The organism is Streptomyces sp. NPDC101234, from assembly GCF_044767525.1.
Classification (GTDB): Bacteria; Actinomycetota; Actinomycetes; order Streptomycetales; family Streptomycetaceae; genus Streptomyces; species Streptomyces sasae.
In genome coordinates this window covers 1-24,788 of record NZ_JBIWOA010000013.1, presented here as the reverse complement: position 1 = coordinate 24,788, position 24,788 = coordinate 1, and the positions used below count along the sequence as shown (strand labels likewise).

At 68.9% G+C, this 24,788-nt stretch carries 25 protein-coding genes and 1 rRNA gene; 17 read left to right on the top strand and 9 right to left on the bottom strand.

The window, feature by feature from the left end; all coding sequences use genetic code 11:
• The first annotated feature begins 214 nt into the window (after positions 1 to 214).
• Positions 215 to 1,777 carry an FAD-binding oxidoreductase gene (locus tag ACIRR9_RS23770; RefSeq protein ID WP_403755123.1) on the top strand — a complete coding sequence of 521 codons (1,563 nt, stop codon included), beginning with the start codon at positions 215 to 217 and terminating at the stop codon, positions 1,775 to 1,777.
• Positions 1,778 to 1,891: 114 nt separating this feature from the next.
• On the opposite strand, the gene ACIRR9_RS23765 is transcribed toward ACIRR9_RS23770, so the two are convergent.
• The 5 genes from ACIRR9_RS23765 to ACIRR9_RS23745 all read right to left on the bottom strand — a co-directional run bounded on the left by ACIRR9_RS23765 (position 1,892) and on the right by ACIRR9_RS23745 (position 5,556).
• On the bottom strand, positions 1,892 to 2,584 hold the full coding sequence (locus tag ACIRR9_RS23765; protein WP_403755120.1) for a phosphatase PAP2 family protein: 693 nt from the start codon (positions 2,582 to 2,584) through the stop codon (positions 1,892 to 1,894).
• A gap of 193 nt (positions 2,585 to 2,777) precedes the next feature.
• A complete protein-coding gene (locus ACIRR9_RS23760; protein WP_403755716.1) occupies positions 2,778 to 3,797 on the bottom strand; it encodes an NlpC/P60 family protein in 1,020 nt (339 codons plus the stop codon).
• Between the two features lie 86 nt (positions 3,798 to 3,883).
• The gene (locus ACIRR9_RS23755) at positions 3,884 to 4,660 is read right to left on the bottom strand and encodes a trypsin-like serine peptidase (RefSeq protein ID WP_403755117.1); all 777 of its coding nucleotides are present in this window, start codon (positions 4,658 to 4,660) and stop codon (positions 3,884 to 3,886) included.
• A 44-nt stretch (positions 4,661 to 4,704) separates the two neighbouring features.
• Entirely contained in the window at positions 4,705 to 5,109 is a 405-nt protein-coding gene (locus ACIRR9_RS23750; RefSeq protein ID WP_403755114.1) for a Uma2 family endonuclease, read from the bottom strand.
• A gap of 9 nt (positions 5,110 to 5,118) precedes the next feature.
• Complete coding sequence (locus ACIRR9_RS23745) at positions 5,119 to 5,556, bottom strand: ATP-binding protein (protein ID WP_403755111.1); 438 nt, start codon at positions 5,554 to 5,556, stop codon at positions 5,119 to 5,121.
• Between the two features lie 191 nt (positions 5,557 to 5,747).
• Here ACIRR9_RS23745 and ACIRR9_RS23740 point away from each other — a divergent pair, with 191 nt between their 5' ends.
• The 4 genes from ACIRR9_RS23740 to ACIRR9_RS23725 are packed head-to-tail and all read left to right on the top strand — an operon-like array spanning position 5,748 to position 7,889.
• Entirely contained in the window at positions 5,748 to 6,593 is an 846-nt protein-coding gene (locus ACIRR9_RS23740) for a helix-turn-helix domain-containing protein (protein ID WP_403755108.1), read from the top strand.
• An 11-nt stretch (positions 6,594 to 6,604) separates the two neighbouring features.
• Positions 6,605 to 6,925: a DUF397 domain-containing protein gene (locus ACIRR9_RS23735; protein WP_403755105.1), complete on the top strand. Its 321-nt coding sequence runs from the start codon at positions 6,605 to 6,607 to the stop codon at positions 6,923 to 6,925.
• Between the two features lie 5 nt (positions 6,926 to 6,930).
• Positions 6,931 to 7,515, top strand: coding sequence for a SitI3 family protein (locus tag ACIRR9_RS23730; RefSeq protein WP_403755102.1), 585 nt, complete (start codon positions 6,931 to 6,933; stop codon positions 7,513 to 7,515).
• Positions 7,512 to 7,889, top strand: coding sequence for a VOC family protein (locus tag ACIRR9_RS23725; RefSeq protein WP_403755099.1), 378 nt, complete (start codon positions 7,512 to 7,514; stop codon positions 7,887 to 7,889). The genes ACIRR9_RS23730 and ACIRR9_RS23725 overlap by 4 nt, the downstream gene beginning before the upstream one ends.
• A gap of 52 nt (positions 7,890 to 7,941) precedes the next feature.
• On the opposite strand, the gene ACIRR9_RS23720 is transcribed toward ACIRR9_RS23725, so the two are convergent.
• Both ACIRR9_RS23720 and ACIRR9_RS23715 read right to left on the bottom strand, forming a co-directional pair.
• On the bottom strand, positions 7,942 to 8,709 hold the full coding sequence (locus ACIRR9_RS23720; RefSeq protein WP_403755096.1) for an SDR family oxidoreductase: 768 nt from the start codon (positions 8,707 to 8,709) through the stop codon (positions 7,942 to 7,944).
• 149 nt (positions 8,710 to 8,858) lie between these two features.
• Positions 8,859 to 9,767: an oxidoreductase gene (locus ACIRR9_RS23715; protein ID WP_403755093.1), complete on the bottom strand. Its 909-nt coding sequence runs from the start codon at positions 9,765 to 9,767 to the stop codon at positions 8,859 to 8,861.
• A gap of 108 nt (positions 9,768 to 9,875) precedes the next feature.
• Between ACIRR9_RS23715 and ACIRR9_RS23710 the strand changes: the two genes are divergently transcribed.
• From ACIRR9_RS23710 to ACIRR9_RS23660, 11 genes are all read left to right on the top strand, one after another.
• Positions 9,876 to 10,478 (top strand): TetR/AcrR family transcriptional regulator, encoded by a 603-nt coding sequence (locus ACIRR9_RS23710; RefSeq protein ID WP_403755090.1) that lies wholly within the window; start codon positions 9,876 to 9,878, stop codon positions 10,476 to 10,478.
• 292 nt (positions 10,479 to 10,770) lie between these two features.
• Positions 10,771 to 12,132 (top strand): peptidase S8, encoded by a 1,362-nt coding sequence (locus ACIRR9_RS23705; RefSeq protein ID WP_403755087.1) that lies wholly within the window; start codon positions 10,771 to 10,773, stop codon positions 12,130 to 12,132.
• 445 nt (positions 12,133 to 12,577) lie between these two features.
• On the top strand, positions 12,578 to 13,885 hold the full coding sequence (locus ACIRR9_RS23700; RefSeq protein ID WP_403755084.1) for a peptidase S8: 1,308 nt from the start codon (positions 12,578 to 12,580) through the stop codon (positions 13,883 to 13,885).
• Between the two features lie 235 nt (positions 13,886 to 14,120).
• Positions 14,121 to 14,783: a hypothetical protein gene (locus ACIRR9_RS23695; RefSeq protein ID WP_403755081.1), complete on the top strand. Its 663-nt coding sequence runs from the start codon at positions 14,121 to 14,123 to the stop codon at positions 14,781 to 14,783.
• Positions 14,771 to 15,820: a hypothetical protein gene (locus tag ACIRR9_RS23690; protein WP_403755078.1), complete on the top strand. Its 1,050-nt coding sequence runs from the start codon at positions 14,771 to 14,773 to the stop codon at positions 15,818 to 15,820. Before ACIRR9_RS23695 ends, ACIRR9_RS23690 begins: the two co-directional genes overlap by 13 nt.
• A 444-nt stretch (positions 15,821 to 16,264) precedes the next feature.
• A complete protein-coding gene (locus ACIRR9_RS23685; protein ID WP_046732870.1) occupies positions 16,265 to 16,573 on the top strand; it encodes a hypothetical protein in 309 nt (102 codons plus the stop codon).
• Between the two features lie 140 nt (positions 16,574 to 16,713).
• Positions 16,714 to 17,550 carry a hypothetical protein gene (locus ACIRR9_RS23680; RefSeq protein ID WP_403755075.1) on the top strand — a complete coding sequence of 279 codons (837 nt, stop codon included), beginning with the start codon at positions 16,714 to 16,716 and terminating at the stop codon, positions 17,548 to 17,550.
• On the top strand, positions 17,540 to 18,895 hold the full coding sequence (locus tag ACIRR9_RS23675) for a hypothetical protein (protein ID WP_403755072.1): 1,356 nt from the start codon (positions 17,540 to 17,542) through the stop codon (positions 18,893 to 18,895). The genes ACIRR9_RS23680 and ACIRR9_RS23675 overlap by 11 nt, the downstream gene beginning before the upstream one ends.
• On the top strand, positions 18,892 to 20,451 hold the full coding sequence (locus ACIRR9_RS23670; protein WP_403755069.1) for an SCO6880 family protein: 1,560 nt from the start codon (positions 18,892 to 18,894) through the stop codon (positions 20,449 to 20,451). The genes ACIRR9_RS23675 and ACIRR9_RS23670 overlap by 4 nt, the downstream gene beginning before the upstream one ends.
• Before the next feature lie 14 nt (positions 20,452 to 20,465).
• Positions 20,466 to 21,881 carry an ATP-binding protein gene (locus ACIRR9_RS23665; protein WP_365346103.1) on the top strand — a complete coding sequence of 472 codons (1,416 nt, stop codon included), beginning with the start codon at positions 20,466 to 20,468 and terminating at the stop codon, positions 21,879 to 21,881.
• Between the two features lie 12 nt (positions 21,882 to 21,893).
• On the top strand, positions 21,894 to 23,420 hold the full coding sequence (locus ACIRR9_RS23660; protein WP_403755065.1) for a type IV secretory system conjugative DNA transfer family protein: 1,527 nt from the start codon (positions 21,894 to 21,896) through the stop codon (positions 23,418 to 23,420).
• On the opposite strand, the gene ACIRR9_RS23655 is transcribed toward ACIRR9_RS23660, so the two are convergent.
• Complete coding sequence (locus tag ACIRR9_RS23655; RefSeq protein WP_403755062.1) at positions 23,417 to 23,983, bottom strand: GNAT family N-acetyltransferase; 567 nt, start codon at positions 23,981 to 23,983, stop codon at positions 23,417 to 23,419. The two genes, ACIRR9_RS23660 and ACIRR9_RS23655, sit on opposite strands and share 4 nt — an antisense overlap.
• A gap of 95 nt (positions 23,984 to 24,078) precedes the next feature.
• Between ACIRR9_RS23655 and ACIRR9_RS23650 the strand changes: the two genes are divergently transcribed.
• Positions 24,079 to 24,627, top strand: coding sequence for an isochorismatase family protein (locus ACIRR9_RS23650; protein ID WP_403755059.1), 549 nt, complete (start codon positions 24,079 to 24,081; stop codon positions 24,625 to 24,627).
• A gap of 66 nt (positions 24,628 to 24,693) precedes the next feature.
• On the opposite strand, the gene rrf is transcribed toward ACIRR9_RS23650, so the two are convergent.
• Positions 24,694 to 24,788, bottom strand: a 5S ribosomal RNA gene (gene rrf / locus ACIRR9_RS23645); the annotation flags it as partial.

Genomic DNA, 24,788 nt, shown 5'->3' with positions numbered 1-24,788 from the left:
AACGGAGGGTGAACCCCTGCCATCGGCCTGGTTAGGTCACGGAACGCTCACGGTGAGGGCACACGCAGGTTCCGACCAACGGGTTACGCGAACATTTCTTCGCCGTTCGCCATCACAGCCGTTACGACGTCACAGCGTTCGTTACGCCGGGTGGGGGAACCTCTGTGCGACGGACGTCGTCTCGTCCCAGGACAGCCGACGAAAGGCACGGGCAATGGAACGGCGTACCTTCATATCGGGCGGGGCAGCCGCCGTCGCGGCGACCGCACTGACGGGGTGCAGCTCAGGGGGCGCAGCCACCTCGCGGACGACCGGCGCGCCACTCGCGTCCACATCCTCTCGTACGGCGCTGAAGACCACCAGTGAAGCGGCCGCGGCCAACTGGACCGCGCTGGCGCACGCCCTGGACGGCACCCTGGTCCGCCCCGGCGACGCGAACTGGACGACGGCCCACCAGCTCTACAACACCCGCTTCGACGGTCTGAAGCCGTCGGCCGTCGCGTACGTGGCGCACGCGGACGACATCCGCACCACCCTCTCCTACGCCCAGGCCCACAACCTGAAGATCGCGATCCGCAACGGCGGCCACTCCTACGCCGGCTACTCCTCCGGCGACGGCCGACTGATCCTCGACGTCTCCAAGCTCAACCGCATCCGCGTCAGCGGCGGTACGGCCGTCGTCGGCGCCGGCTCCAAACTGATCGACGTCTACCGCGGCCTGGCGGCGAAGGGCGTGACCATCCCGGCGGGCTCCTGCCCCACCGTCGGCGTCTCCGGCCTGGTCCTCGGCGGCGGCCACGGGGTCGCGTCCCGCGGGTACGGCCTGACCTGCGACAGCCTCACGCAGGCGACGCTGATCACGGCGGACGGCACGCAGGTGGTCGCCAACGCGAACACCAACAAGGACCTCTTCTGGGCACTGCGCGGCGCGGGCAACGGCAACTTCGGCGTCGTGACGGAGCTGCAGTTCAAGACCCACCCGACCCCGCAGGGGGTGACGGCCTACATGACCTGGCCGTGGTCGAAGGCGGCGCAGGTCCTGAAGGCCTGGCAGGAGTGGGGCCCGTCCCAGCCGGACGAGATCTGGTCCTCCCTCCACCTGGAGAACTCGGGCAGCGGCCCGCGCGTCTCGGTCGCCTGCTTCTCGATGGGCACGTACGGCGAGCTGCAGAACGCGGTGGACGCCCTCGCCCACAAGGCCGGCGCCAACGCCACCTCCGTCTCCCTGCGGCGCCACGCCTACGAGGAGGTGATGGAGATCTACGCCGGCTGCTCCTCCTTCGCCACCGAGCCCCAGTGCCACCTGCCCGGCTCCACGCCCGGCCGCTCGCCGCAGGGCAAGCTGGGCCGCGAGACGTACACGGCCCGCTCCGACTTCTTCGACCGCTCGCTCTCGGCGGCCGGCATCCAGACGGCCCTGAACCAGATCAGCTCGGTCCGGGGCGGCGCGGGCAGCATCGCCTTCACGGCGCTCGGCGGAGCGGTGAACCGGGTCTCGCCGACGGCGACGGCGTTCGTGCACCGGCGGTCGCGGATGCTGGCGCAGTACATAGTGTCGTGGGGGGCGGGGGCCTCCGGCAGCACGGGCCAGGCCTGGCTGAACGGGGCGCACACCGCGATGAAGCCGTACGCCTCCGGCGCGGCCTACCAGAACTACACGGACCCGACGCTGACCGGCTGGAAGAAGGCGTACTACGGGGACGCGGTGACGAAACTGGACAAGGTGAAGAAGCAGTACGACCCGAACCGCTTCTTCTCTTCCCCGCAGGGGTTGTAGGGAGCGTAGGGGGTCGTAGTTCGGCTGCGGGGCGGTGGGGGCTGGTCGCGCAGTTCCTCCCCCAGCCTTCGGCTGGGGGTACCCCAGCGCCCCTGACGGGGCGCTCCACAACCGCTACGCCGCGAGGTCACGCTCCTCCGCTTCCAGCGTCGTACGGCTTCCCGGGACCAGACCCACCGACGCCGACCGCCTCCGTACGATCCACCCCGCCCTCGGCGAACCCTCGACCGCCTTCATCACCGGGGTCAGCAGGGCCGTGGCCAGCGGGGAGAGGAGGAGTACGACGGCCGTGCCGAGGGCGAAGCCGCCGATCACGTCCGTCGGGTAGTGCACGCCCATGTAGACGCGGCAGAAGCCCTCAAGCAGCGCCAGGCCGATGCCCGCCGCCCCGAAGCGGCGGTTCGCGACGAACAACCCGACCCCGAGGGCCATGGTGATCGTCGCGTGGTCGCTCACGAAGGAGTAGTCGGTCTTGCCGGAGATCAGGACGTCGAGTCCCTGGTGGGTGAGGAAGGGCCGGGGGCGTTCGACGAAGCCGCGGATGGGGACGTTCACCAGGACTGCGATCGCGGCGGCGAGCGGCGCCCACACGAGCGCGGCGATCGTGGCCGGCGCGTCCTCGTCGCCCCGGCGCCGCACGGACCACCAGCACCAGACCACCAACAGCACCATCGCGACCAGCAGCCCGTACTCCCCGACGAACTCCATGCACCGGTCGAACCAGTGCGGAGCGTCCTTGGCCAGGCCGTTGATGTCGTAGAGCAGCTCGACGTCGGGATTGGATCCGGATTCGGCGAGTACAGCCATCGTGCTGCGGCCCCTTCGTCGTCGTTCCGGGACGCACCTCGTGTGCGTCGCTCGCTGCCACCCCCGTGGTCGGCTACGTCAACAGGAACGCACGACCTCCGTCACTACGTTCCAGGTTCCACCGAATGATCACGCAGACGTTATCGAAGAGAGACACAAAGCCCCAGCTCAGGGGGTGGGTTATACGCTCCGTTCACACCGACGTGGGGAGCGCTTTCGCGCCATCCTCGGTGACACGGGTGGCGCCGAAGTAGTCGGCGGAATCGATGGGGTCGAAGCGGATGACGGCCCCGGTGTGCGGCGCGTCGATCATGTACCCGCCGCCGACGTAGATCCCGACGTGGTGGATGGCACGGGAGTTGGTGAGGTCGGTGGAGAAGAAGACGAGGTCGCCCGGGAGCAGTTCGTTCCGCGAGGGATGCGGTCCGGCGTTGTACTGGTCGTTGGCGACCCGCGGCAACGTGATCCCGACGCTCGCGTAGGCCGCCCCCGTCAGCCCCGAGCAGTCGAACCGTCCCCCATCCTGAGCTGTGCCCTCGCCGCCCCAGAGATACGGGGTACCGAGCTTGTTCTGGGCGAAGGTGATGGCACCGGCGGCCTGCTTGGTCGGGGAGAGCCGGCTGACCGGCGCGGCGAAGCTGTCCTCAAGGGTGGTGATCGTCTTGACGTAGTTCTGGGTCTCCTTGTACGGCGGCACACCCTTGTACTTGATGACCGCGTACGCGCCCGCGTTGTAGGCGGCGAGCATGTTGTCGGAGACGTTGCCGGGGACGTCCTTGACGTACGAGGCGAGCTCGCAGTCGTAGGAGGCGGCCGACGGAATCGCGTCATTCGGGTCCCAGACGTCACGGACCCCGTCGCCGTTCCCGTCGATGCCGTGGGTGGCCCAGGTCCCCGGGATGAACTGAGCTATCCCCTGCGCGGCCGCCGCGCTCTGCGCCCGCGGGTTGAACCCGCTCTCCTGGTACAGCTGGGCGGCGAGCAGGGCGGGGTTGATGGCGGAGCACAGGTTGCCCCACTTCTGCACGAGCGTGGAGTAGGCGGCCGGTACGGCTCCCTTGGCCAGGGTCTTGCCGACGCCGCCGAACCCGTTGACGAGGTTCCCGGCGACGACGTACACACCGACGACGAGGAGCATGACGAAGCCCATCCCGAGCCCGACCGCCGCGCCGCCGACCACCCATACTTTCCGCACGCCCCAACCCTCCCCCATGTCAGGGCTGTTCAACGCCATTTCGGCCGAGAGTGGCGCTATTTCACAGCAGGACGGCGGACATGACGCGGTTTCGGCCCGCCGGCTCAGTGTCCCGTGGCGTCCTTGTACAGTTCCGCGGCCTCGTGCCCGAGTACGACGCTGTACGACGTGTCGGGAGTCGCCCCGCCCTGCTCGTGCCCGCCCAGCACCCCCACCACCTCGTGGTCCCCGTTGACCCAGGGGCTGCCGCTGGTGCCGCCGGTGAACTCGGGGCAGTCGATGCGCTGTTGGGTGGAGCCGCGGGCGACGGGCTTGTTGGTGCAGTTGATGGGCACCTCACGGGAGTCCGGGTATCCGGTGACGGTCACGGCGGTGGACCCGGTGGCGGCACCGCTGACGAACCGGTTGGCTCCGGTCACGCTCTCGACCCGCTTGCCGTTGCGGGTGTCGACGACGGCGAAGGCGACATCGCTGTTCTCGCTCTGCCCATGGGCCCACCCGTCGGGCAGGTAACGCTTCCCCACCTTCCACACCCCGTACGGCGCCGCGCCGTCCCGGTACCCGGGCACGAACACCAGTCCGGTGCCGTCGCCGTCATCGCCGTCGATGCAGTGCGCGGCGGTGATGATCAGGTCCCGCTTCGGGCTGTGCACGACGGAGGCGGTGCAGTAGTGGTTGCCTGACAGGCTGCCGGCCTTGTCGGCGCTGAACAGCGCCCCGACTCGGGCGCTGTCGGCGGTGTCCCCGACCACCGCGGTCACCCCGAACGGCCCCGCCGCTTCATCGGCGGCCGCGACGGAGGCCGAGGTGGCGGCCAGGACGACCACAGCACAGAGCGCGACGCGGCGCGAGGTGACGTAGATGCGTGAGGTGCGCTTCATCAGCCCCCACTGTGTCCCACGAAGGTGAGAAACGGTTCCCGACTTCACTGAGTTTTTTCTGTGAACCGCCCTTGCGGCCGACGGCTCTCGTCGTAGACAGGGAGGCGATCGGTGGCGACATCGATCCCCAACGGCTCGGGCAGGGGCACGGTCTCGCCGTACTTCCCGGGCAGTACGTCCCGGTAGGAGCCGTTGTCGGGACGGGTGTGCAGCGCCCAGGTCCCGTTCCGTGGATCGACGACGAGGAGAACGGGAACCCGGGCGACCGCGTACCAGTCGGCCTTGTCGCGGATCTCTCGTGACTTCTCGGACTGCGAGATGACCTCGACGGCGAGCGCGGCGTCCTCGGGAGCGGCGAGCCAGTCGTCGTCCTCCCAGTCCGTGGGGAGCACGATCAGATCCGGCGTCACATAGTCGTCCCGGTCGTCGGGGAGGGCGATCGAGGACACCTCGTATGACTACGCTAGGTCACCCGTCTGACACTCGGCCCACAGCAGCTTCCCGCCCTTCGACGCGCCCAGCTCCCGCAGCACCGAAACGCCCCACGCAGCGGCACAGGCCTGCACGAGGTGCAGGCCACGCCCACTCTCGGCGTCGCTGCCGACAGGGGCGGCGCCCCCTGCGGCGAAGCCGGGCGGCACCCGCGGATCCGTGTCCCATACGGCAACCCGCAACCGCCCCGGCTCGCTGCCGAGGAGACGGAGGGCATAGGGGCCGGCGGTGTGGAGGTGGGCGTTGGCGAGCAGCTCGGCGGCGACGAGTTCGGCGGTCGGAGTGAGGCCGGTGAGGTCGTGCGCGGCCAGTACGGAACGGAGGGTGGCCCGGGCGATCCCCGGTGCGCGTGCATCGTGCGGGAGCTGGAGGGTGTAGGACCAGGGCGGGGCTACGGTGGGCATGGAAGTCTCCGATCACCGAGAGGAGTTGGTCAGCGCCCCAGTGGCTTGCCGACCCGTCGGACGGTGCGCTTCTGGGAGGGGGCCCAGTTGTAAGGTAGCGGCCATCGAGTAATGCATTACACGGATTGCTGCGAATCCATTTCACATCCATCCGTGTGAGTGACAGCCGGATCGGCGAGGAGGACAAGCCCGTGAGGACGAAACCAACGGGTCGTCAACTCCGACTGGGTACCGAGCTGCGCAAACTCCGGGAGCGCGCAGGGCTGACAGCCACCGAGGCCGGTCAACTACTGGGGTCCAAGCAGACGCTGATCAGCAACATCGAAGCCGGCCGTGCCGGGGTCAGCCCCGAACGGGTGCGCACACTCGCCTGCCAGTACGACTGCGACGACAACGCCCTCATCGAAGCGCTCGCCGGGATGACCGGCGAGCGGAAGCGCGGCTGGTGGGAGGAGTACCGCGAGATCATGTCCAGCGCGCTGCTCGATCTGGCCGAGGTCGAGCATCATGCAACGCATCTCCACACTGCGATCACCGTGCACATCCCGGGCCTGCTCCAAACCGTCGACCACGCCCGGGAGACGTTCCGCCAAGTCGTGCCCGACCTCGCCCCACCCGCCGTCGAGCACCGGATCTCGTTCCGAATCAAACGCCAGACCGTGCTCTACCAGGACCAGCCCACGCCATACGTCGTCTTCATCCACGAGGCCGCCCTTCGCATGCAGTTCGGCGGGCCCGCCATCGCACGAGCCCAGTTGCGGCATCTGCTGGACATGAGCGAGCGAGACCACATCACGATCAGGGCGCTTCCTTTCGACGCCGGAGCCTTTCCGGGATCCGGGCAGTCGATCTACTACTCGCGTGGTCCCGTTCCTCAACTCGACACGGTGCACCTGGACCAGTCACACGGTCCCGTCTTCCTCGATGCCGAGGCCCAGCTGCACAAGTACCGCGTCCTCCTGGAGCGAATGGAAGCCAGGACGCTCGCCCCCGAGAAGACGCGGGACGTCATCCACGCCATCGCCCGAGACCTCTGAGGGAGCCCCAGATGCGCCAGCCCACCTGGCAGAAGTCGTCGTACTGCGGTGAAGGCGATTCCTGCATCCACATATCCGCCACCCCCACCGCCATCCACCTCACCGAATCCGCCGACCCGACCGGTGCCGTACTCACCACCACCCCCGCCGCGTTCGCCACCCTTCTGACCGCCCTCAAGCAGCAGCCGGTCCCCGAAGACAGCGAAACGAACACCCCTGTCCGGCTCCGCTCCGCGGACACCGTCGTCACCACCGACCGCCGCAAATGGAACGCCTTCGTACTCGGCGTGCAGGCAGGCGAGTTCGACCACTTCACGCATAAGGCCAAGTGATCCCCATGGCCTTCTCCTACACCCTGGGCATCGCGACATCGACGCCGACTTCGGTCGTGGCCGAGAGACTCGCCGCCGTGGCGTTCGATACACATCTGCTGGGATCCGCCGTTCCCCCGGCGGAGCTGCTCGGCGAGGGCATCGTCACCCTGCACGGCACCTGGCTTCGGGTCATCGAGGAGGACGAGGAACCGGATCCCGACGATCCACTCGTCAAGAGTCCGGGCATCGCCGCATCGACGATCGTGATCTTCAGACACAAGAAGAACGTCTTCCCGGAGGAACAGGACGACGACGTCGTGCTGCTTACATCCCGGCTGCTCGAACAGGTACCGGGAGATGCCGTGCTGCACCTCGGATACGAGACCGCGAAGCTGGTCCGTCGTGCGGGACGGACCAGCCTCAGCAACGACACCGAACTGTGGACGGCACACCGTCTCGCACTGATTTCACAGGACTACGACCGCACCACGTACAGAATCGACCAGGGCGCGTCCCTTCGATCATGCCTGGAGACTCGTGAGGCGGTCGGCGTCGAGGCCGGCCGCCTCCGGACGGTGGAAAGCATTCATGATCGGCTTGGGGCATGAGTTCTCTGATACGTCATGTCACCATCGATGCTGCGGACCCGTACGCCCTTGGGGGCTTCTGGGCCCAGGCCCTGGACGGCTCGCTGGCCGATGACGACTTTCCCGGGGACCCGCAGGCCTTGGTCACGACGGCTGCTGCCACCTTGCTGTTCGTCAGGGTCGATGACCGCAAGGCCGTGAAGAACCGCGTACACCTGGATCTTCAGCCCCAGGACCGCACCCGGGACGAGGAGGTCGAACGGCTGCTCTCGCTCGGTGCCACGCTTCAGGAAGACCACCGACGGCCCGACGGAACCGGGTGGGTGACGCTGTACGACCCCGAGGGCAACGAATTCTGTGTGGAACGCAGCGCGGCGGAACTGACGAACGGTTGATCTCCCGCTCTGTCCCCCTGCATCGCCCGCCCGGAACGTCGGCCATGCATGCTCAGAACGTCGTCGTCATTCCGCCGTCCACCGCGATCGTCTGCCCCGTGATGAAGGACGCCGCGTCGCTCGCCAGGAAGACGACGATCCCCGCGATCTCCGCCGGGCGACCCCACCGGCCCAGTGCCGTCCGGGTCCGTAGCCACCGCCCCCACTCCGGGTCCTCCGACAGCTCAGCGTTGACCTCCGTCGCGAACGTGCCAGGGGCCACCGAGTTCACCGTCGTACCGCTGGGGCCCAGGTCCGCTGCCAGCGCCCGGGTCAGACCGTCGAGGCCCGCCTTCGCCGTGGCGTAGGCGACGTCCCCGGTGCGGCCCAACTGGCCGACCACCGACGAGACGTTGATGATCCGGCCCGGGGTGCAGCGGGCGGCCAGGCCGCGGGCGACCGTCTGGCTCAGCGCGTATGCCGAGGTCAGGTGGGTGTCGAGCATCGCGGACAGCTCGTCAGGGGTCATCTCGTCGACGCCTCTGCGGTCGCGGTGGCCCACGTTGTTGACGAGGATGTCGATCGCGCCGAGGGCGGTCACCGTCTCCTCGGCGGCCTCGCGGTCCGTGACGTCGAAGGCCGCGCCGACCACGTCCAGCCCGTCGCCCTCACGCAACCGCCCGGCCACCGCCGCCAGCGCCTCCGTGTCCCGGCCGTTGAGGATCACCCTCGCACCGGCTGCCGCCAGGCCCCGTGCCATCTCCAGGCCCAGCCCCCGCACGGACCCGGTCACCAGGGCCGTACGCCCGCTGAGGGCGAAGTCCACGGCGCAGGCGCTCATGCGGCAACCTCCCGGAAGGCCGTCGTGTCCGTCGTGTCGGGTCACCGTATCCGGGCCCGGCGGCGGGCCCGCCGGACGTCCAGCAACTGGGCGGTCACATGGCTCCTGACGTGCAGACGTCTCCGCCGGTCGCGCTCACGCCCCGGCGTTCACACGGCTTCGACCCCGAGCGCCCACGCCACCCCCGTCATCTCCTCCGACAGCGTCCACAGCCGACGCGCGGCCGCCGGGTCGCTCGCCGCCCGGCTGCGGCCGACCAGCGTCGGCCCGCCCCGCATCTCCCCCAAGCCGTCGGGGCCGACATAGCTCGCGCCCGGCAGATCCTGGGTCGCCGCGTACAGCGTGGGCAGGGTGCCCGCGCGGTCGTCCTGGGCGAGGAGCCGGTTGCCGAGGGCCATGCCCAGGCGGGCGAGCGGGTTCGCGTGGTGGCTCTGCAGGTTGGTCGCCGCGTAGCCGGGGTGGGCCGCCAGAGCGCGGACGGGTGAGCCGGCCTCCGTGAGGCGGCGCTGGAGCTCCAGTGTGAAGAGCAGGTTCGCCAGCTTGGACTGGGCGTAGGCGCGGGTGGGGTTGTAGGTGCCGCGCAGATTGAGGTTGTCGAAGTGGATCACGCCGTCGCCGCCGCGGTGCAGACCGGAGGAGACGGTGACCACGCGGTCGGTGACATACGGCAGCAGCAGGTTCGTCAGCGCGAAGTGGCCCAGGTGGTTGGTGCCGAACTGCATCTCGAAGCCGTCGGCGGTGCGCTGCTCCGGCAGCATCATCACGCCCGCGTTGTTGATCAGCAGGTCCAGCGGGCGGTCCCAGCCGCGGGCGAACTCCCGTACCGAGGACAGGTCCGCCAGGTCCAGGCGGCGGACCTCCGTGCTACCGGGCACCTTCGCGGCGGCGGCGCGGCCGCGCTCCGGGTCCCGTACCGCGAGCACCACATGGGCGCCCGCCCGCGCCAGCGCGTCCGTGGCCGCCAGGCCCAGGCCGCTGTTGGCCCCGGTGACCACGGCCGTACGGCCGGAGAGGTCGGGGAGTTCGGTCACGTTCCATTTGTCGTTCTTCTCAGCCATGGCCGCCAATGTAGGCGTCGACAACAATGATGTCAACGACAACAAAGATGACGATGACAACAAAGCTGACAGTGCCTACAAAGCTGGCAACGGCTACATCGGGATACGATGCCCCCCATGTCGCAAAGCCGCCCCTACCACCACGGAGACCTGCGCGCCGCCCTGCTCGCCAGCGCCGAGCGCACCCTGCGGGAGAAGGGCTCCGCCGCCCTGTCCCTGCGGGAACTGGCCCGCGACATCGGCGTCAGCCACGCCGCCCCCGGCCGGCACTTCAAGGACAAGCAGGCCCTGCTGGACGCGCTCGCACTCAGCGGCTACGACCGCCTGAACCGGGCCCTGGCCGCCGCGGACCTGCCCGACGCCCCCCTCGAACCGCGCCTCACCTCGCTCGCCCGGGCCTATCTCACCTTCGCCATCGAGAACCCCGAGCTGCTGGAGCTGATGTTCGCGCGCAAGCACGACCCGGACATCGACGCACAGCTGGCCGAAGCCGTCGACCTGTCCATGGGCTCGTTCGTCCGGCTGACCGCCGAGGCGCAGCGGCGCGGCGAGATCGTCGAGGGCGACCCGGAGCACCTCACCCTCGCCGCCGCGGCCGGTATCCACGGCCTCGCCACCCTGATCGCCGCCTGCGCGCTCTCCGCGGACGAGGCCCTGTCCGGCCTGGACGGCTACGTCCACCTTCTGCTGCACGGCCTCAAGCCCCGCTGAAACCAGCCGAGTTCGGCCCACGCAACGCCTCGGTACGCCCCGATCAACGCGTATTGCAGGTGCGGCCGTCGGCCCCTCAGGTCAATCGAACCCCAACTTCCGGCCATCCAGCCCCCAATGATCAGTAAGCCCTTGCCGCGCTTCAGTAACGCGGAAGTCAGGATTCCGAAACCCACCTTGTTGTCGCGTACCCAACAAGGCGATGGTCGTCGCGGGCCGCCGCCCCCACCGGCAACCACACCGGTGGCCCCCCACCCGCAGGCCTCTGTCCCCTCTTCCAGGAGGCTGTACGTTGCGTACGACCACCCCCAACACCCCCCACATACGCGGTAGATGGCGCCAGATCGGGACCGCCTTCGCGGCCACCGCGGCGCTCGCCGTCGCCGGCCTGGGCACCGCCGCCCACGCGAGCGCGGCCACCGCGACCCACAAGGTCAGCACCAAGGCCATCGCCACCCAGGTCGCCAAGGCCCACGTCCAGTACGAGAAGGCCGGCTGCGGCGCCACCCCGAAGAAGGGCTTCGCCGCGTGCAACGCGCTGCGGGTCACCGGTGGCACCACCGCCTTCATGGAGAAGCAGGCCGCGCTCAAGGGCGTGGCGGCGAAGACCATCAAGCCGAACGCCGCATCCGACTCCCCCACCGGATACGGCCCCTCGGACATCCAGTCGGCCTACGGCCTGACGGACGCCGCCTCCTCCAACGGCTCGGGCGAGACCGTCGCCATCGTCGACGCGTACGACGACCCGAACGCCGAGGCGGACCTCGCGACCTACCGGTCGTACTACGGGCTGTCGGACTGCACCACCGACAACGGCTGCTTCACCAAGGTCTCGCAGACCGGCTCCACCACCTCGCTCCCGTCCGCCGACAGCGGCTGGGCCGGTGAGGAGTCCCTCGACCTCGACATGGTCAGCGCGACCTGCCCGAACTGCAACATCCTGCTGGTCGAGGCGAAGTCGGCCTCCGACGCCAACCTGGGCACCGCGGTGAACGAGGCCGTCAAGCTGGGCGCCAAGTTCGTCTCCAACAGCTACGGCGGCTCGGAGTCCTCCTCCGACACCACGTACGACTCCTCGTACTACAAGCACGCGGGCGTGGCCATCACGGCCAGCGCCGGTGACGAGGCCTACGGCGCCGAGTACCCGGCCGCCTCCCGGTACGTGACCGCCGTCGGCGGCACCAAGCTGTCCGCCTCCTCCAACAGCCGCGGCTGGACGGAGTCGGTGTGGAAGACGTCGAGCACCGAGGGCACCGGCTCCGGCTGCTCCTCCTACGACGCCAAGCCCAGCTGGCAGACCGACACGGGCTGCTCGAAGCGCATGATCTCGGACGTCTCCGCGGTCGCCGACCCGGCCACCGGTGTCTCCGTCTACGACTCCTACGGTTCCGACGGCACCGGCTGGAACACCTACGGCGGCACCAGCGCCTCCTCGCCGCTGATCGCCTCGGTCTACGCCCTGGCCGGCACCCCGGGCAGCAGCGACTACCCGGCCGAGTACCCGTACGCGGCGGCCGGCACCTCGGCCCTCAACGACGTGACGAGCGGCAACAACGGCTCCTGCTCCACCGCGTACTTCTGCACCGCCGAGACCGGCTACGACGGCCCGACCGGCTGGGGCACCCCCGAGGGAACCAGCGCCTTCACCGGCTGACCGTCCCTCGGAGATTGACCTCCCCGTCGGGTCACGGGGAGCCGCCACCGTGAGGGGGACGTGGGGTCCCCTCGGCGGCAGGGAAAGAGGAACGGGCCACGGCAGCCGGCCGTGGCCCGTTTTTCATGTCTTGGCAACTCCCTTGAATTACCTGTGAGTTGAGTCAAGCACCCGTCACCTGCCGGCCAACGGGCGGCCATCGCCAGGTCACGTGAACGCCGCGTTCGGCAATGCGGAAGTCAGGATTCCCTGGACCTCTTGTTGTCGCGTACTCAACAAAGGATTCTCTTCGCGGGTCGCCGCCACGCCGCCGGGGAACCCGGACCGGCGGCAACGCACCAGGCGACAATGCCCCGGGCGACAACCGACAGCGCAAGAGATCGCACCCGCACCGCCCCTGTTCGAACTGTTCCACCCCATTCAGGAACATCAGGAGGCTGCACGCATGCGTTCCACTCCCCCCAACAGATCGTCCAGGCACAGCGGTTGGCGCCGTCTGGGCGCCGCCGTGGCCACCACCGCCGCGCTGGTGTTCGCCGGCTTCGGAACCGCCGTCCAGGCCGACGCGGCCACCACCGCATCCGGCAAGGTGACCTACGTCGCCACCCCCTGTGCCACCCCCAAGCACACGGGCGACCTCACCTGCAAGTCCTACCGCGTCACCGGAGGCCTCACCGCCTTCCAGAAGCAGCAGGCCGCGAAGACGGGCATCACCCCCAAGGCCGCCGACGCCTCCACCCCGTCCGGCTACAGCCCGACCAACCTGCGGTCCGCCTACGGCCTGACCTCCGCCGCCGCCTCCAACGGCTCCGGCGAGACGATCGCGATCGTCGACGCGTACAACGACCCGAACGCCGAGTCCGACCTCGCGACCTACCGCTCGTACTACGGCCTGTCCGCCTGCACCACGGCCAACGGCTGCTTCAAGAAGGTCAGCCAGACCGGCTCCACCACCTCGCTGCCCTCCTCCGACGCCGGCTGGTCCGAGGAGATCTCCCTCGACCTCGACATGGCCTCCGCGATCTGCCCGCTGTGCAACATCACCCTCGTCGAGGCCACCAGCGCCAGCTACGCCAACCTCGGCACCGCCGAGAACGAGGCCGTCGCCCTCGGCGCCAAGTTCGTCTCCAACAGCTACGGCGGCTCCGAGTCCTCCTCCCAGACGTCGTACGACACCTCGTACTACAAGCACGCGGGCGTGGCCATCACCGTCTCCGCCGGTGACAGCGGCTACGGCGCCGAGTACCCGGCGACCTCGCAGTACGTGACCGCCGTCGGCGGCACCAAGCTCTCCACCGCCACCAGCACCCGCGGCTGGACCGAGTCCGTCTGGCGCACCTCCAGCTCCGAGGGCACCGGCTCCGGCTGCTCCTCCTACGACGCCAAGCCGAGCTGGCAGACCGACACGGGCTGCACCAAGCGCATGGAGTCCGACGTCTCCGCGGTCGCCGACCCGGCCACCGGCGTCTCCGTCTACGACTCCTACGGCGTCACCGCCGGCTGGTACACCTTCGGCGGCACCAGCGTCTCCGCCCCGATCATCGCCGGCGTCTACGCCCTCGCGGGCACCCCGGCGAGCGGCACCTACCCGGCGCAGTACCCCTACGACTACGCGGGCACCTCGTCCCTCAACGACGTGACGAGCGGCTACAACGGCTCCTGCTCCACCGCGTACTTCTGCACCGCCGAGACCGGCTACGACGGTCCGACCGGCTGGGGCACACCGGAAGGCACCGCGGCCTTCGCCAACTGATCACCCGACAGGGGGAAGGGGCTCCGGCGCCGATGCGCCGGAGCCCCTTCGCTGTTCACAGTCTGCGTTGCGGTACAGAACCGTGACCGCCAAACACTGCGCCCGTGCCGCCTTCTGTCAGGGTTCGCCTCTTTGCAGAGCCGTTCTTGACGTAATCGAAACTGGTGTCGCCCCTGGCCCCGCGGATAGCGTTGCCATGCACTTGAGTTGTCCTCCACCTCAACGGGAGTCCAGAGTGAACCGCCCCGCCCGGCTCACGGCAGCCGCGCTCACCTTGTCCGCAGCGCTGCTGCTGTCCGCCTGCGGAGGCGGCGGTGACGGATCCACCGACAACGCCAAGATCAAGGGCGCCGATGCGGGCAAGGGGTCCACAGCATCGCCGAGCACGAGTTCCAGCGCGCCGGGCTCGGCCGGACGACCGAAGATCACGCTGCCGTCGGATGTGAAGAACACCTTTACGCCTGAGGAGACCGGCGACCCGGTGAAGGACGCGGTGCTGCGCGACAACGCCGCGTTCATCAACGCCCTGGACGCCGCCATCGCTGCTGGGAATCCGAAGCTTCCGGCCCTTGAGTTCTACACCGAAGGCGAAGGTGCCGTTGCCGCGTACCAGTGGGTCAAAGCGTTCGTGGACGCCGGTCGGACCACAACCGGAACCTTCCGCTATTTCGACCGGAACGTAAAGGTCAAATCCAAGACCTCCGCGGCGATTGGCTACTGCAGCGATGAGACCAAGGGGTTCAGCAAGGTGATCAAGACGGGTGAGATCAAGGGAGGCAGTGTGGCTTCCAAGGACAACTACGTTGCCTATGTCGCAGGGCTCACTCTGAACAAGGACGGTGTCTGGCAGCTCGTCAAGATCTCGTCGACGCGTGGAGCCGCAGCATGCCAGCCGTGAGACGCGCGGCGGTTGCCATGGCGGCAGGAGTCGTCCTCCTCTCGTCAGCGCCCATTGCCATGGCCGCGTCCACACCGGGCGGTGGTCTGGGGTCGATCGGCGGCGGGGGCGACCCAAAACCCACCACCTCCGCCGGAACCGACGGCCAGACAATCTCCGCCGAGGCCGGCGTCGTCTACGACACCTCGAAGAACGGCAAGGGCGCGTCCGCCGGTCCCGTCACGTCGACCACGACCTGGACCCCTCCTGCCTGCTACTACGCGCCGTTCCAGACGCCGAACGATCTGGAAAAGGACATGGAGGAGGCCTGGGGAAGCACTGCTCCCAGCGCTGAATGGATCCTGTCCTCCCAGAACTACTACAAGAACGGCCACCCCTACACGGACTTCAACAAGGACAAGACCGGCAAGGGCTATTGGTGGAGTTCGTTCGTCACGCCGGGGCGGGAGTCGGACCCGGCGGCCGATGACTGCAACGAGGAGCACGAGTTCTGGGTCGACAAGGGCGACCCGCCACCGGCCGACAAACCCCAGTCCGTCACGCCCGAGAAGCTCGCCCAACTCGCCTATGCCCAGGTCCGCGTACCGGGCACAGAAGTGACGCTCGCCCCGGCGGGTACGACGAAGGTGAACCTGCCGACGTGGGCATGGCTGGACGCCACGGAGTTCAAGCCGGTGTCGGTGACGGCGCGGGTGCCCATGCTGGGCATCTACGCGACGACGACAGCGACGCCGGTCTCCGTGAAGATCGACCCGGGAACCTCGGATGCCGTGACGTACCCGGCCTCCGGCGTGTGCGGGCTCGACGGCGACCAGATCGGCGAACCGTACGCGAAGGGCAAGTCGGACGAGACTCCGCCCTGCGGAGTGAAGTACCTGCGGTCCTCCGGCAGCGGCTCGTTCCAGCTGGAGGCCACGGTCACCTGGAAGATCACCTGGACCGGCACCGGCGTGGCCGACGACCAGTCGCTTCCGGACGGCACGTTCGGGGCCCCGCAGAACGTTGTCGTACAGGAGATCCAGTCCGTCAACCGCTGAGTCCGCGAGCGTCGCCGGCCGGGACACCGAAAGGCCGACGCGGCGAACGTGCTGTGGCGGGCTGACCCCCCGCCACCGAGCGGGCCGCGGTGAGCGGCTGCGGCCGTTTCACCGTACCGGGATACTCTTCCCTCGGGAGAACTTCCGTCACCTGCAGAACATCGGCACGACCGCTCATCCCACCGGTCCCCCGACCGACCGTCAGAAACGGCCCAGGTCATAGAAGGGGTCAACGACGGAACCACACGACAGGTTCCGCTCCGGCCTCATTGCCCGGCGTGACCTGCCGTGATACACAGAGTGACCGTACGAGCCTTTCGTACGAAACCCGCCAATCAATGACGTCAAGTCGACATACTCCGGCAGCGTTGTCGGGGACAATGATGCGTGACCTCTGCACCCGGCAGAGGCGGACAGAACTACCCACCAGGGGCGGTGACTTACGTGTTCTATGCGGCCGACAAGGGAGACATCAACACCATCATCGGCGGAATCGCTCCGGACTGGGGGCCTTTCGGCAGCCTGGGCAACGAGGCGAAGACGATGATCCAGGTGGTCATGGCCGTAGCCATCCTGATCTGCCTCGGTATCGCCGTATGGGGTGCCGCCAAACAGCGCATCGGCGCCACGGCCCTCCGCGACACCTTCAGCGCCGAACAGGGCAAGGGCCTCATCATCGCCGGACTGACCGGAGTCTTCATCATCGGCTCACTCGGCACCCTGTTCACCATCGTGTACGGCATGGCCGTCTAGCCGCCTGGACCTCTTCCCTCCCCGCTCCGAGGTTGCGTTTCCCTGATGTCGAGTCATAACACCGCGCCCGCGCGGGAACCAGCACGGCTACCGTCGTACTCCTACGCGTTCCGGTACGACGTGGAGGGGGAGTACGCGGCATGAGCCTCGGAGACGAGCCCGGTTACCCGGAGACGGGCCACACCCGCACGCGCCTGCCCGACGATCCGTACGGCGGTGCGTCCCGCCGCGGCGGCCGCTCCTCGTCCCGGAGCCTGGTCACGGTCGTCGGCGTGGTCGTCCTCCTCATCGCGGCGATCGCGTTCGCGAACAGAGGCGACGGCAACGACTCGTCGACGTCGTCCACGACGGCCAACGGCGGCAGCGCCAACGGCAGCCAGCCGAAGACTTCGTCAACAGCGGCAACCGGAACGAAGCCGGTGGAGACAAAGAGCGCAGGAATCCCCACGGGCTTCGCACACAGTACCCAGGGGGCGCAGAGCGCGGCGGCGAACTACGCGGTGACGCTGGGCTCGACAGGGATGTTCAACAAGGACAGCCGGCACAGAATCGTCGACGGCCTCTACACGTCGGCCGCGGCCGACAAGCTCCAGAACGCCATGGACGCGGCCTACTCGGCAGCCTTCCTCAGCAAGCTGGGTCTCGACGCCAACGGCAACGCCCCGAAGGGCGGCACCTTCGTGTCCCGCACCGTCCCGGCGGGCACCACGGCCGATCAGTACGGCGACAGCACCGCCAAGGTCTCCGTCTGGTACGTGGGGCTCATCGGTATGTCCGGCACGTCCTCGACCAACCCCGTCACCACCACCTGGAAGACCTGGACCTTCGACCTGCAGTGGGCCGACGGCGACTGGAAGATCAGCGCGGACACGCAGAAGGACGGACCGGCGCCGGTTCCCGGTGACGACCAGGCCGCCACCTCCGACGAGATCAGCAAGGCCGTCGAGCAGTACGGAGGGTTCACTTATGCCCGGTAGCCCGCGCCGCCTACTCAAGGTCACCGGCATGGTGACCGCCGTGCAGACAGCCGTCGTACTGCTGGCCACCCACGCCGTGGCGGCTCCGACGCCGTCCGCCGCCCCCTCGTCCTCGCCTTCTCCCAGTGCATCGCCCAGCAGCGACTCCTGCAGCCTGCTCATCGGCCCCGCCAAGCAGTACTGCGAAAAAGGCAGCGGCAGCTCCGGCGGGACCACCACCGACCCGCTCACCTCCACCCTCGACCCGCTCTCCTCCCTCGCTCAGGGCTGCGCCAAGGCCGCGTCCTGGACGATCGACAAGCTCAGTGGGGCCGTCAAGGAGACCGCCAACGTCGACTTCACCAACGAGAAGTTCCTCCAGCAGTACGCCGTCGTCTTCGCCGCGTCGACGATCCTGACCCTGCTGCTGTGGCTGCTGGCCGTGGCCAAGCGTGCGGTGCGAGGTGTCCCCCTCGGCACCGCCATCTCGGAAGCCATCGGGTTCCTGTGGCTGACCGTGATGGCCTCAGCCTTCACCCCCTTGATCCTCTACACGGTCGTCTCGGCTACGGACGGCGTCAGCGAGGTCCTCGCCAAAACCACCGGCGACCAGACGAACGTGTTCTTCGGCACCTTCTCCGGCGCCCTCAGCAAGGGCACCGACATCGGCGGCGGCCCGATCATGCTGATCGTCGTCTCCCTGGTGAGCATCCTCGCCGCCGGAGTCCTCTGGCTGGAGCTCGTCATCCGGGCCGCCCTGCTCTACGTCGGCGCCCTCCTCGGCACCGTCGTCTACGCCGGCCTCGTCGACAAGAACCTGTGGGGGCACGTGCGGCGCTGGGCCGGCATCATGATCGCCGTCATCCTCGTGAAACCGGTCATCGTGATCGTCCTCGGCCTCGCCGGCGCGCTGTCCTCCGGCGGCGGCCCGGACTCCTTCTCCGCCGTCGTCTCCGGCCTCGCCATCATCCTGCTCGCCATCTTCGCCAGCGCGATGATCTACCGCTTCGTGCCCGGCTTCGGCGACGAGATCGCGGCCGGCCGCAACAACCGCATCATGCAGGGCGCCGAGGGCAAGGCCGCCGCCGTCATCAGCAGCCCCGCCAACCTCGTCGCCCAGGGCATCAGGACACACAGCGCCCGCGCCGACAACAACGGCGGCGGGGGCGGCGGTTCCGGCGCCTCCGGTGCCCGCCCGTCCAACCCCGTCTCGGGCGGCGTCGCCGCGCACAGCACGCGCACCCAGAACGGTGGTGGCGGCGGATCTGTCCCCTCCGCCGCACCCGCACCCCGGGCCCCCAGCCCGGCGAACACCCCGCACGCCAGCAACACCCGCAACAACAGCTCGGGAGGTGAAGGGCGTTGACGACCGAGTCCCACCTGTCCCATCCGATCACGCCCCGCCGTACGTATCTCATCGGCCGCGCCCGGCCGAACGCGATCGTCGGCAGGAACCGTGAGTCCGGCGAGATCGGGCTGATCATCGTCGGCGCGTTCCTCGGCATGATGTGCGGGCTCCTCGTCCCCGTCCTCTCCCTGCGCATCGTGCTGCTGATGGGCTTCCCGCTGCTCGCGCTGGCCGCGGTCTACGTGCCGTACAAGCGCCGTACGTTCTACAAGTGGTTCGAGATCAACCGCAGTTACAAGCGCACCCTGCGCGTGGGCACGGTCTACCGCTCCACCGCCGCCGAGGCGGGCACCCGTATCGACGGCCGTGAGGTCGAGATCGGCCCGCCGCCCGGCATCGGCCGGATCAGCTGGCTCGCCGCGCCCTTCGGCCCCGACGAGATCGCCGTGCTCCTGCACGCCGACCGCAAGACGGTGACCGCGGCCATCGAGATCGAGGGACCCGGCGTCGGCCTGCGCGACTCCGAGGACCAGGAAGCCCTCGTCGACCGCTTCGGCACCCTCCTCAAGCACGTGGCGAACGGCGACGGCTTCGTCACCCGCCTCCAGATGCTCGCCCGCACCCTCCCCGCCGACCCGGACGCCCACGCCAAGGACGTCTCCCAGCGCGGCGACGAGAAGGCCCCGGGCTGGCTGGCGCAGTCGTACGACCAGCTGCAGTCCATGGTCTCCACCAGCAGCGAGCAGCACCGCGCGTACCTCGTCGCCTGCATGCACTACTCCCGCGAACTGGCCGCCGAGGCGCAGGCAATGGCCCGCGCGGCCCGCCCGCAGTCCGGCCGCAAGCTGGACCGCGACGCCGGTATCGCGGTCGTCATGGCCCGCGAGCTCACCGACATCTGCTCCCGCCTCCAGGAGGCGGACATCCGGGTACGGCAGCCGCTCGGCCAGGGCCGTCTCGCTTCCCTGATCCACTCCATGTACGACCCGGACCACCCCATCGACCACATCCAGGCGATGACCCAGCGCAACGCCTGGCCGGCCGAACTCGACGCCATGGAGCCGACGTTCCTCCAGGCGAAGACCCGCGAGTCCGCCACCCGCGAGCCCTGGTGCCACGCCACGGCCTGGGTGAAGGAGTGGCCGATGACCCCGGTGGGCGTCAACTTCCTGGCCCCGCTCCTGGTCCACACCCCGGACGTCATCCGCACGGTCGCCGTGACGATGGACCTCGAACCCACCGAGGTCGCCATCGAGCGCATGCTCACGGAGAAGACGAACGACGAGGCCGAAGCCTCCCGTGCCGCCAAGATGAACCGGACCGTCGACCCCCGCGACATCGCCGCCCACAACCGCCTCGACCAGCGCGGCGAGGACCTGGCCAGCGGCGCCGCCGGCGTCAACCTGGTCGGCTACATCACCGTCTCCTCCCGCTCCCCCGAGGCCCTCAACCGCGACAAGCGCACGATAAGGGCGTCCGCCGGAAAGTCGTATCTGAAACTGGAGTGGTGCGACCGCGAGCACCACCGCGCCTTCGTGAACACCCTGCCCTTCGCCACCGGAATCCGAAGGTAGAGGCTGATGCGCTGATGAGGGACCCGCTGTCCGTCCTCACCGAAGCCTTCACGTCCTTCCTCTTCGGGAAGGTCGAGACGACCCGCTCACCCGTCCGCACCTCCACCGGCCAGGCCCAGGCGGTCTACCTCCCCACGGCCGCCCCCGGCCTGGGCGACTCCGGCGTGATCATCGGCCGCGAGGTGTACTCCGGCAAGGGCTACATCTACGACCCGTTCCAGCTCTACGGCCAGCAGCTCCCGGCCCCGCACTGGCTGGTCCTCGGCGAGTCCGGAAACGGCAAGTCGGCCCTGGAGAAGACCTACGTCCTGCGCCAGCTCCGCTTCCGCGACCGCCAGGTCGTCGTCCTGGACGCGCAGGGCGAGGACGGCGTCGGCGAGTGGAACCTCATCGCGGAAGAGCTGGGGATAACGCCGATCCGCCTGGACCCGATGGCGGCCCTGGACCACGGGATCCGGCTGAACCCGCTGGACCCCGCGATCACCACCACCGGCCAGCTGGCGCTGCTCCGCACCATCATCGAAGTGGCGATGGGCCACGGCCTCGACGAACGCTCCGGCTTCGCCCTCAAGGTCGCGCACTCGTACGTCAATGAGACGATCCTCGACCGGCAACCCGTTCTGACGGACATCGTCGAGCAGCTACGGCACCCCGAGCCGGAGTCGGCCGAGGCGATGAACGTCGCCATAGACGACGTACGGGCGTGGGGCCTGGACGTGGCCCTGGTCATCGACCGCCTGGTCGACGGTGACCTGCGCGGCATGTTCGACGGCCCGACGACGGTCGGCATCGACCTGGACGCCCCCCTCATCGTCTTCGACCTGTCCCACATCGACCGCAACTCCATCGCCATGCCCATCCTGATGGCGATCGTCGGCGTGTGGCTGGAGCACACCTGGATCCGCCCGGACCGCAAGAAGCGCATCTTCCTGGTGGAGGAGGCCTGGCACATCATCGCCAGCCCCTTCGTGGCCCAGCTGTTCCAGCGTCTGCTGAAGTTCGGCCGCCGGCTCGGTCTGTCGTTCGTGGCGGTCGTCCACCATCTGTCCGACGTCGTGGACGGCGCGGCCGCGAAGGAGGCGGCGGCGATCCTGAAGATGGCGTCGACCAGGACGATCTACGCCCAGAAGGCGGACGAGGCGAGGGCGACCGGCCGGGTGCTGGGCCTGCCCAGGTGGGCCGTGGAGATCATCCCCACCCTCACCCCGGGTATCGCGGTCTGGGACGTCAACGGCAATGTCCAGGTGGTCAAACACCTGGTCACCGAGACGGAACGCCCCCTCGTCTTCACGGACCGCGCGATGACCGAGTCGTCCAGGGACGTGTCCGACGCCGACGACGCCCTGCGCGCCGCCGAGCTGGAGGCGGAACAGCGGGCGGCGGCCTTCGTGGAGCAGCATCTCGGCGACTCCGAATCGACGGTGGCGTAGGGAGGACCGTTCGTGAGACCGGACCCTCGGCAGGAACGCGAGCATCAGGGCGGCGGCGGGATTCCCGACGGCCTGCTCATCGGCATACTCGGGTTCCTGCTCGGCATCACCGCCCTGGTGTGGACGGCGACGGGACTGGCGGCCTGGTTCGCCCACGGCAGCTGGCCGTCGACCGTCAGCCTCTCCCACACCCCGCCGGCGATGCGCCATCTCATCGGCGAACCGCACGACATCGCGGGCGCCTGGCCGGACACGCCGGCGGCGCAGTTGTCGGGGTGGGGGCTGTTCTGGGGCCTGTTCATCGGGCAGTTGATGATTCTGGTCGTCCTCAGCGTGTTCGTGCTGGGGACGGTGGCGCGGTGGCGGGCGGGGCGAAGGAGACGGCGGGCGGCCGGGAAGGGCAGCACGGCCACGGCCACCGGGGTACCGGAGCCCCGCACGGCCGTCCCGGACACCGGCCACACCCAGCCGAACGAACCGACCCAGCCGAACCAGCCGGACGGCCTCCTGTCCTCCACCCCCGACGGCGAACCGACCGGGCCGGCCATCGAGCACTCCGCCCACCCCACCGGCTTCTACACCCGCTACTCCCCTGACGGGGAACCGGTGGGCGGGTGGGCGAGAATCCACATCGCACCCGCGGAAAGCCGCCGGACAACCGCCGTCCAGACCATCCGCGACGCGCCCGGCCCCGCCCTCGTCGTCACCTCGAACCCGGCGCTCTGGTCGGAGACCAAGGATGCCAGAGCCAAACTCGGCCCGGTCCTCCTCTACGACCCGAACCACCTCTGCGACACCCCGGCCCGCTTCCACTGGTCACCCACCGCCGGCTGCGAGGACAAGCAGACGGCGGTCCACCGCGCCCGGGCCCTGCTCGCCCCCGTCAAACCCACCGCGAAGATCGACCAGGCGGTCACCGACACGGCCGAGACGCTCCTCCGCAGCTACCTGCACGCCGCCGCGCTGGAGAACCGCACGATCCGCCATGTCCACCGCTGGGCCCAGGGCACGGGCGTCCAGGACGCCGTACGCACCCTCCGCACCCACCCGAAGGCGGCCCCCGGCGCGGCCGGCGAACTCGAAGCCGCCCTCACCTCCCACCCCGAACGCCGGGACATCGCGCAGGAGTTGACGGCCCGAGCGCTCGCCGCCCTGTTCACGGTCAACATCCGCGAGGCCTGCACACCCAACCGATCCGATGCCCTCGCCCTGGATTCCTTCGTGGACGAAGGGGGCACGCTTTATGTGGTCGGTGAATCCATCGAGGACCCCAGGACCAACCCCGGCGCGATGCCCCTCCTGACGGCCCTCGTCTCCAGCGTGGTCGAGCGCGGCCGGCGCATGGCCGAACGGTCATCCTCCGGTCGGCTCGACCCACCACTGACCCTGGTCCTGGACGACGTGGCGGCCGTGGCCCCGCTCCCCCAGCTGCCCGACCTGCTCACCGCGGGCACCGACCAGGGCCTGCCCACACTCGCCCTGCTCCGCTCCCGCGAACAGGCCCGCTCCCGCTGGCCGCACCGGGAACTGCCGGTCTAGGACGGCCACTCCAGCACGAACTCCACCTCGTTCTCCGCCTCGTCATTGATGAACGGCACGAGTACGCCGCTCGGCACGAACCCCGCCTTGCGGTACGCGCCCTGGGCCCGCGGATTCTCCTCGTGCACCAGCAACCGCACCCGCTCCGCACACTGTTCCCGCGCCCATGCCACACCGGCGTCGAACAACGCCTTGATCAGCCCGCTCCCGCGGTGCTCAGGCCGTACGAACACCCCCACGACATGCCCCTGCCGCCGCTCGACCGGGAGCCCGGCCCAGTCCGTCGTCCCGGCCTCCTCGATCAGCACGGTCACCGTCCCGACCCACTCCCCGTCCGTCGCCTCGGCGATGAACTGCCGTGCATCACTGGGCTCGTCCGCCGACCTGGCGGCCCGCTCCTGATAGAACGAGTCCGGCCGGGTCAAGGCGTCCTCGTAGGTCTCCAGGAACGCGATGCCCGCCAGCGGGTCCCGCAGGGCGACGAGCCGCAGCCGCTTGACGACCTCCCACTCGTCGGCCCGTATGGCACGAATGACGTAATCACCGCTGGTCGTAGCACTCATGCGGTCACGGTAGCCCTCGCCAAGCACCCCTCTCACCTCGTTTACGACGCTCGCACCGAGCCCCGTTGTCAGTACCCCCGTCTACGGTGGACGTCATGACGACTCTTCAGAACCGCCCGAACACCGCCTTGCTGATCGTGGATGTGCAGAACGGTGTGGTGGACAGCTCCCACAACCGCGACGAGGTGATCGCCAACATCAACACCCTGCTCGCCAAAGCCCGTTCAGAGGCAGTCCCGGTGGTCTGGATCCAGCACTCCAGCGACGAACTGAAGCCGGACTCCGCACCCTGGCAGTGGGTCCCGGAGCTGATCCGCGAGACCGCCGAGCCACTCGTCCACAAGCGCTACGGAGACTCCTTCGAGGACACCGAGCTAGAGTCCGTCCTCGCCGAACGCGGTGTGGGCCATGTGGTGGTGACGGGGGCCCAGACCGACGCCTGTATCCGCTCCACCCTGCACGGCGCGGTGGCCCGCGGCTACGACGCGACACTGGTCGGGGACGCCCACACGACGGAGAACCTCACGGAGTACGGAGCGCCAGCCCCCGAGCTGGTCATCTCGCACACCAACATGTACTGGAGCTGGCAGGAGGCCCCGGGCCGAAAGGCCGGCACGACCGACACGGCGGACGTGGCCTTCTGAAGAGGCAATAACCCCTGAACGCAGAAAACCCCCGCATCTTTCGATGCGGGGGTTTTCCCAATATTTGTTCGGCGGCGTCCTACTCTCCCACAGGGTCCCCCCTGCAGTACCATCGGCGCTGTGAGGCTTAGCTTCCGGGTTCGGAATGTAACCGGGCGTTT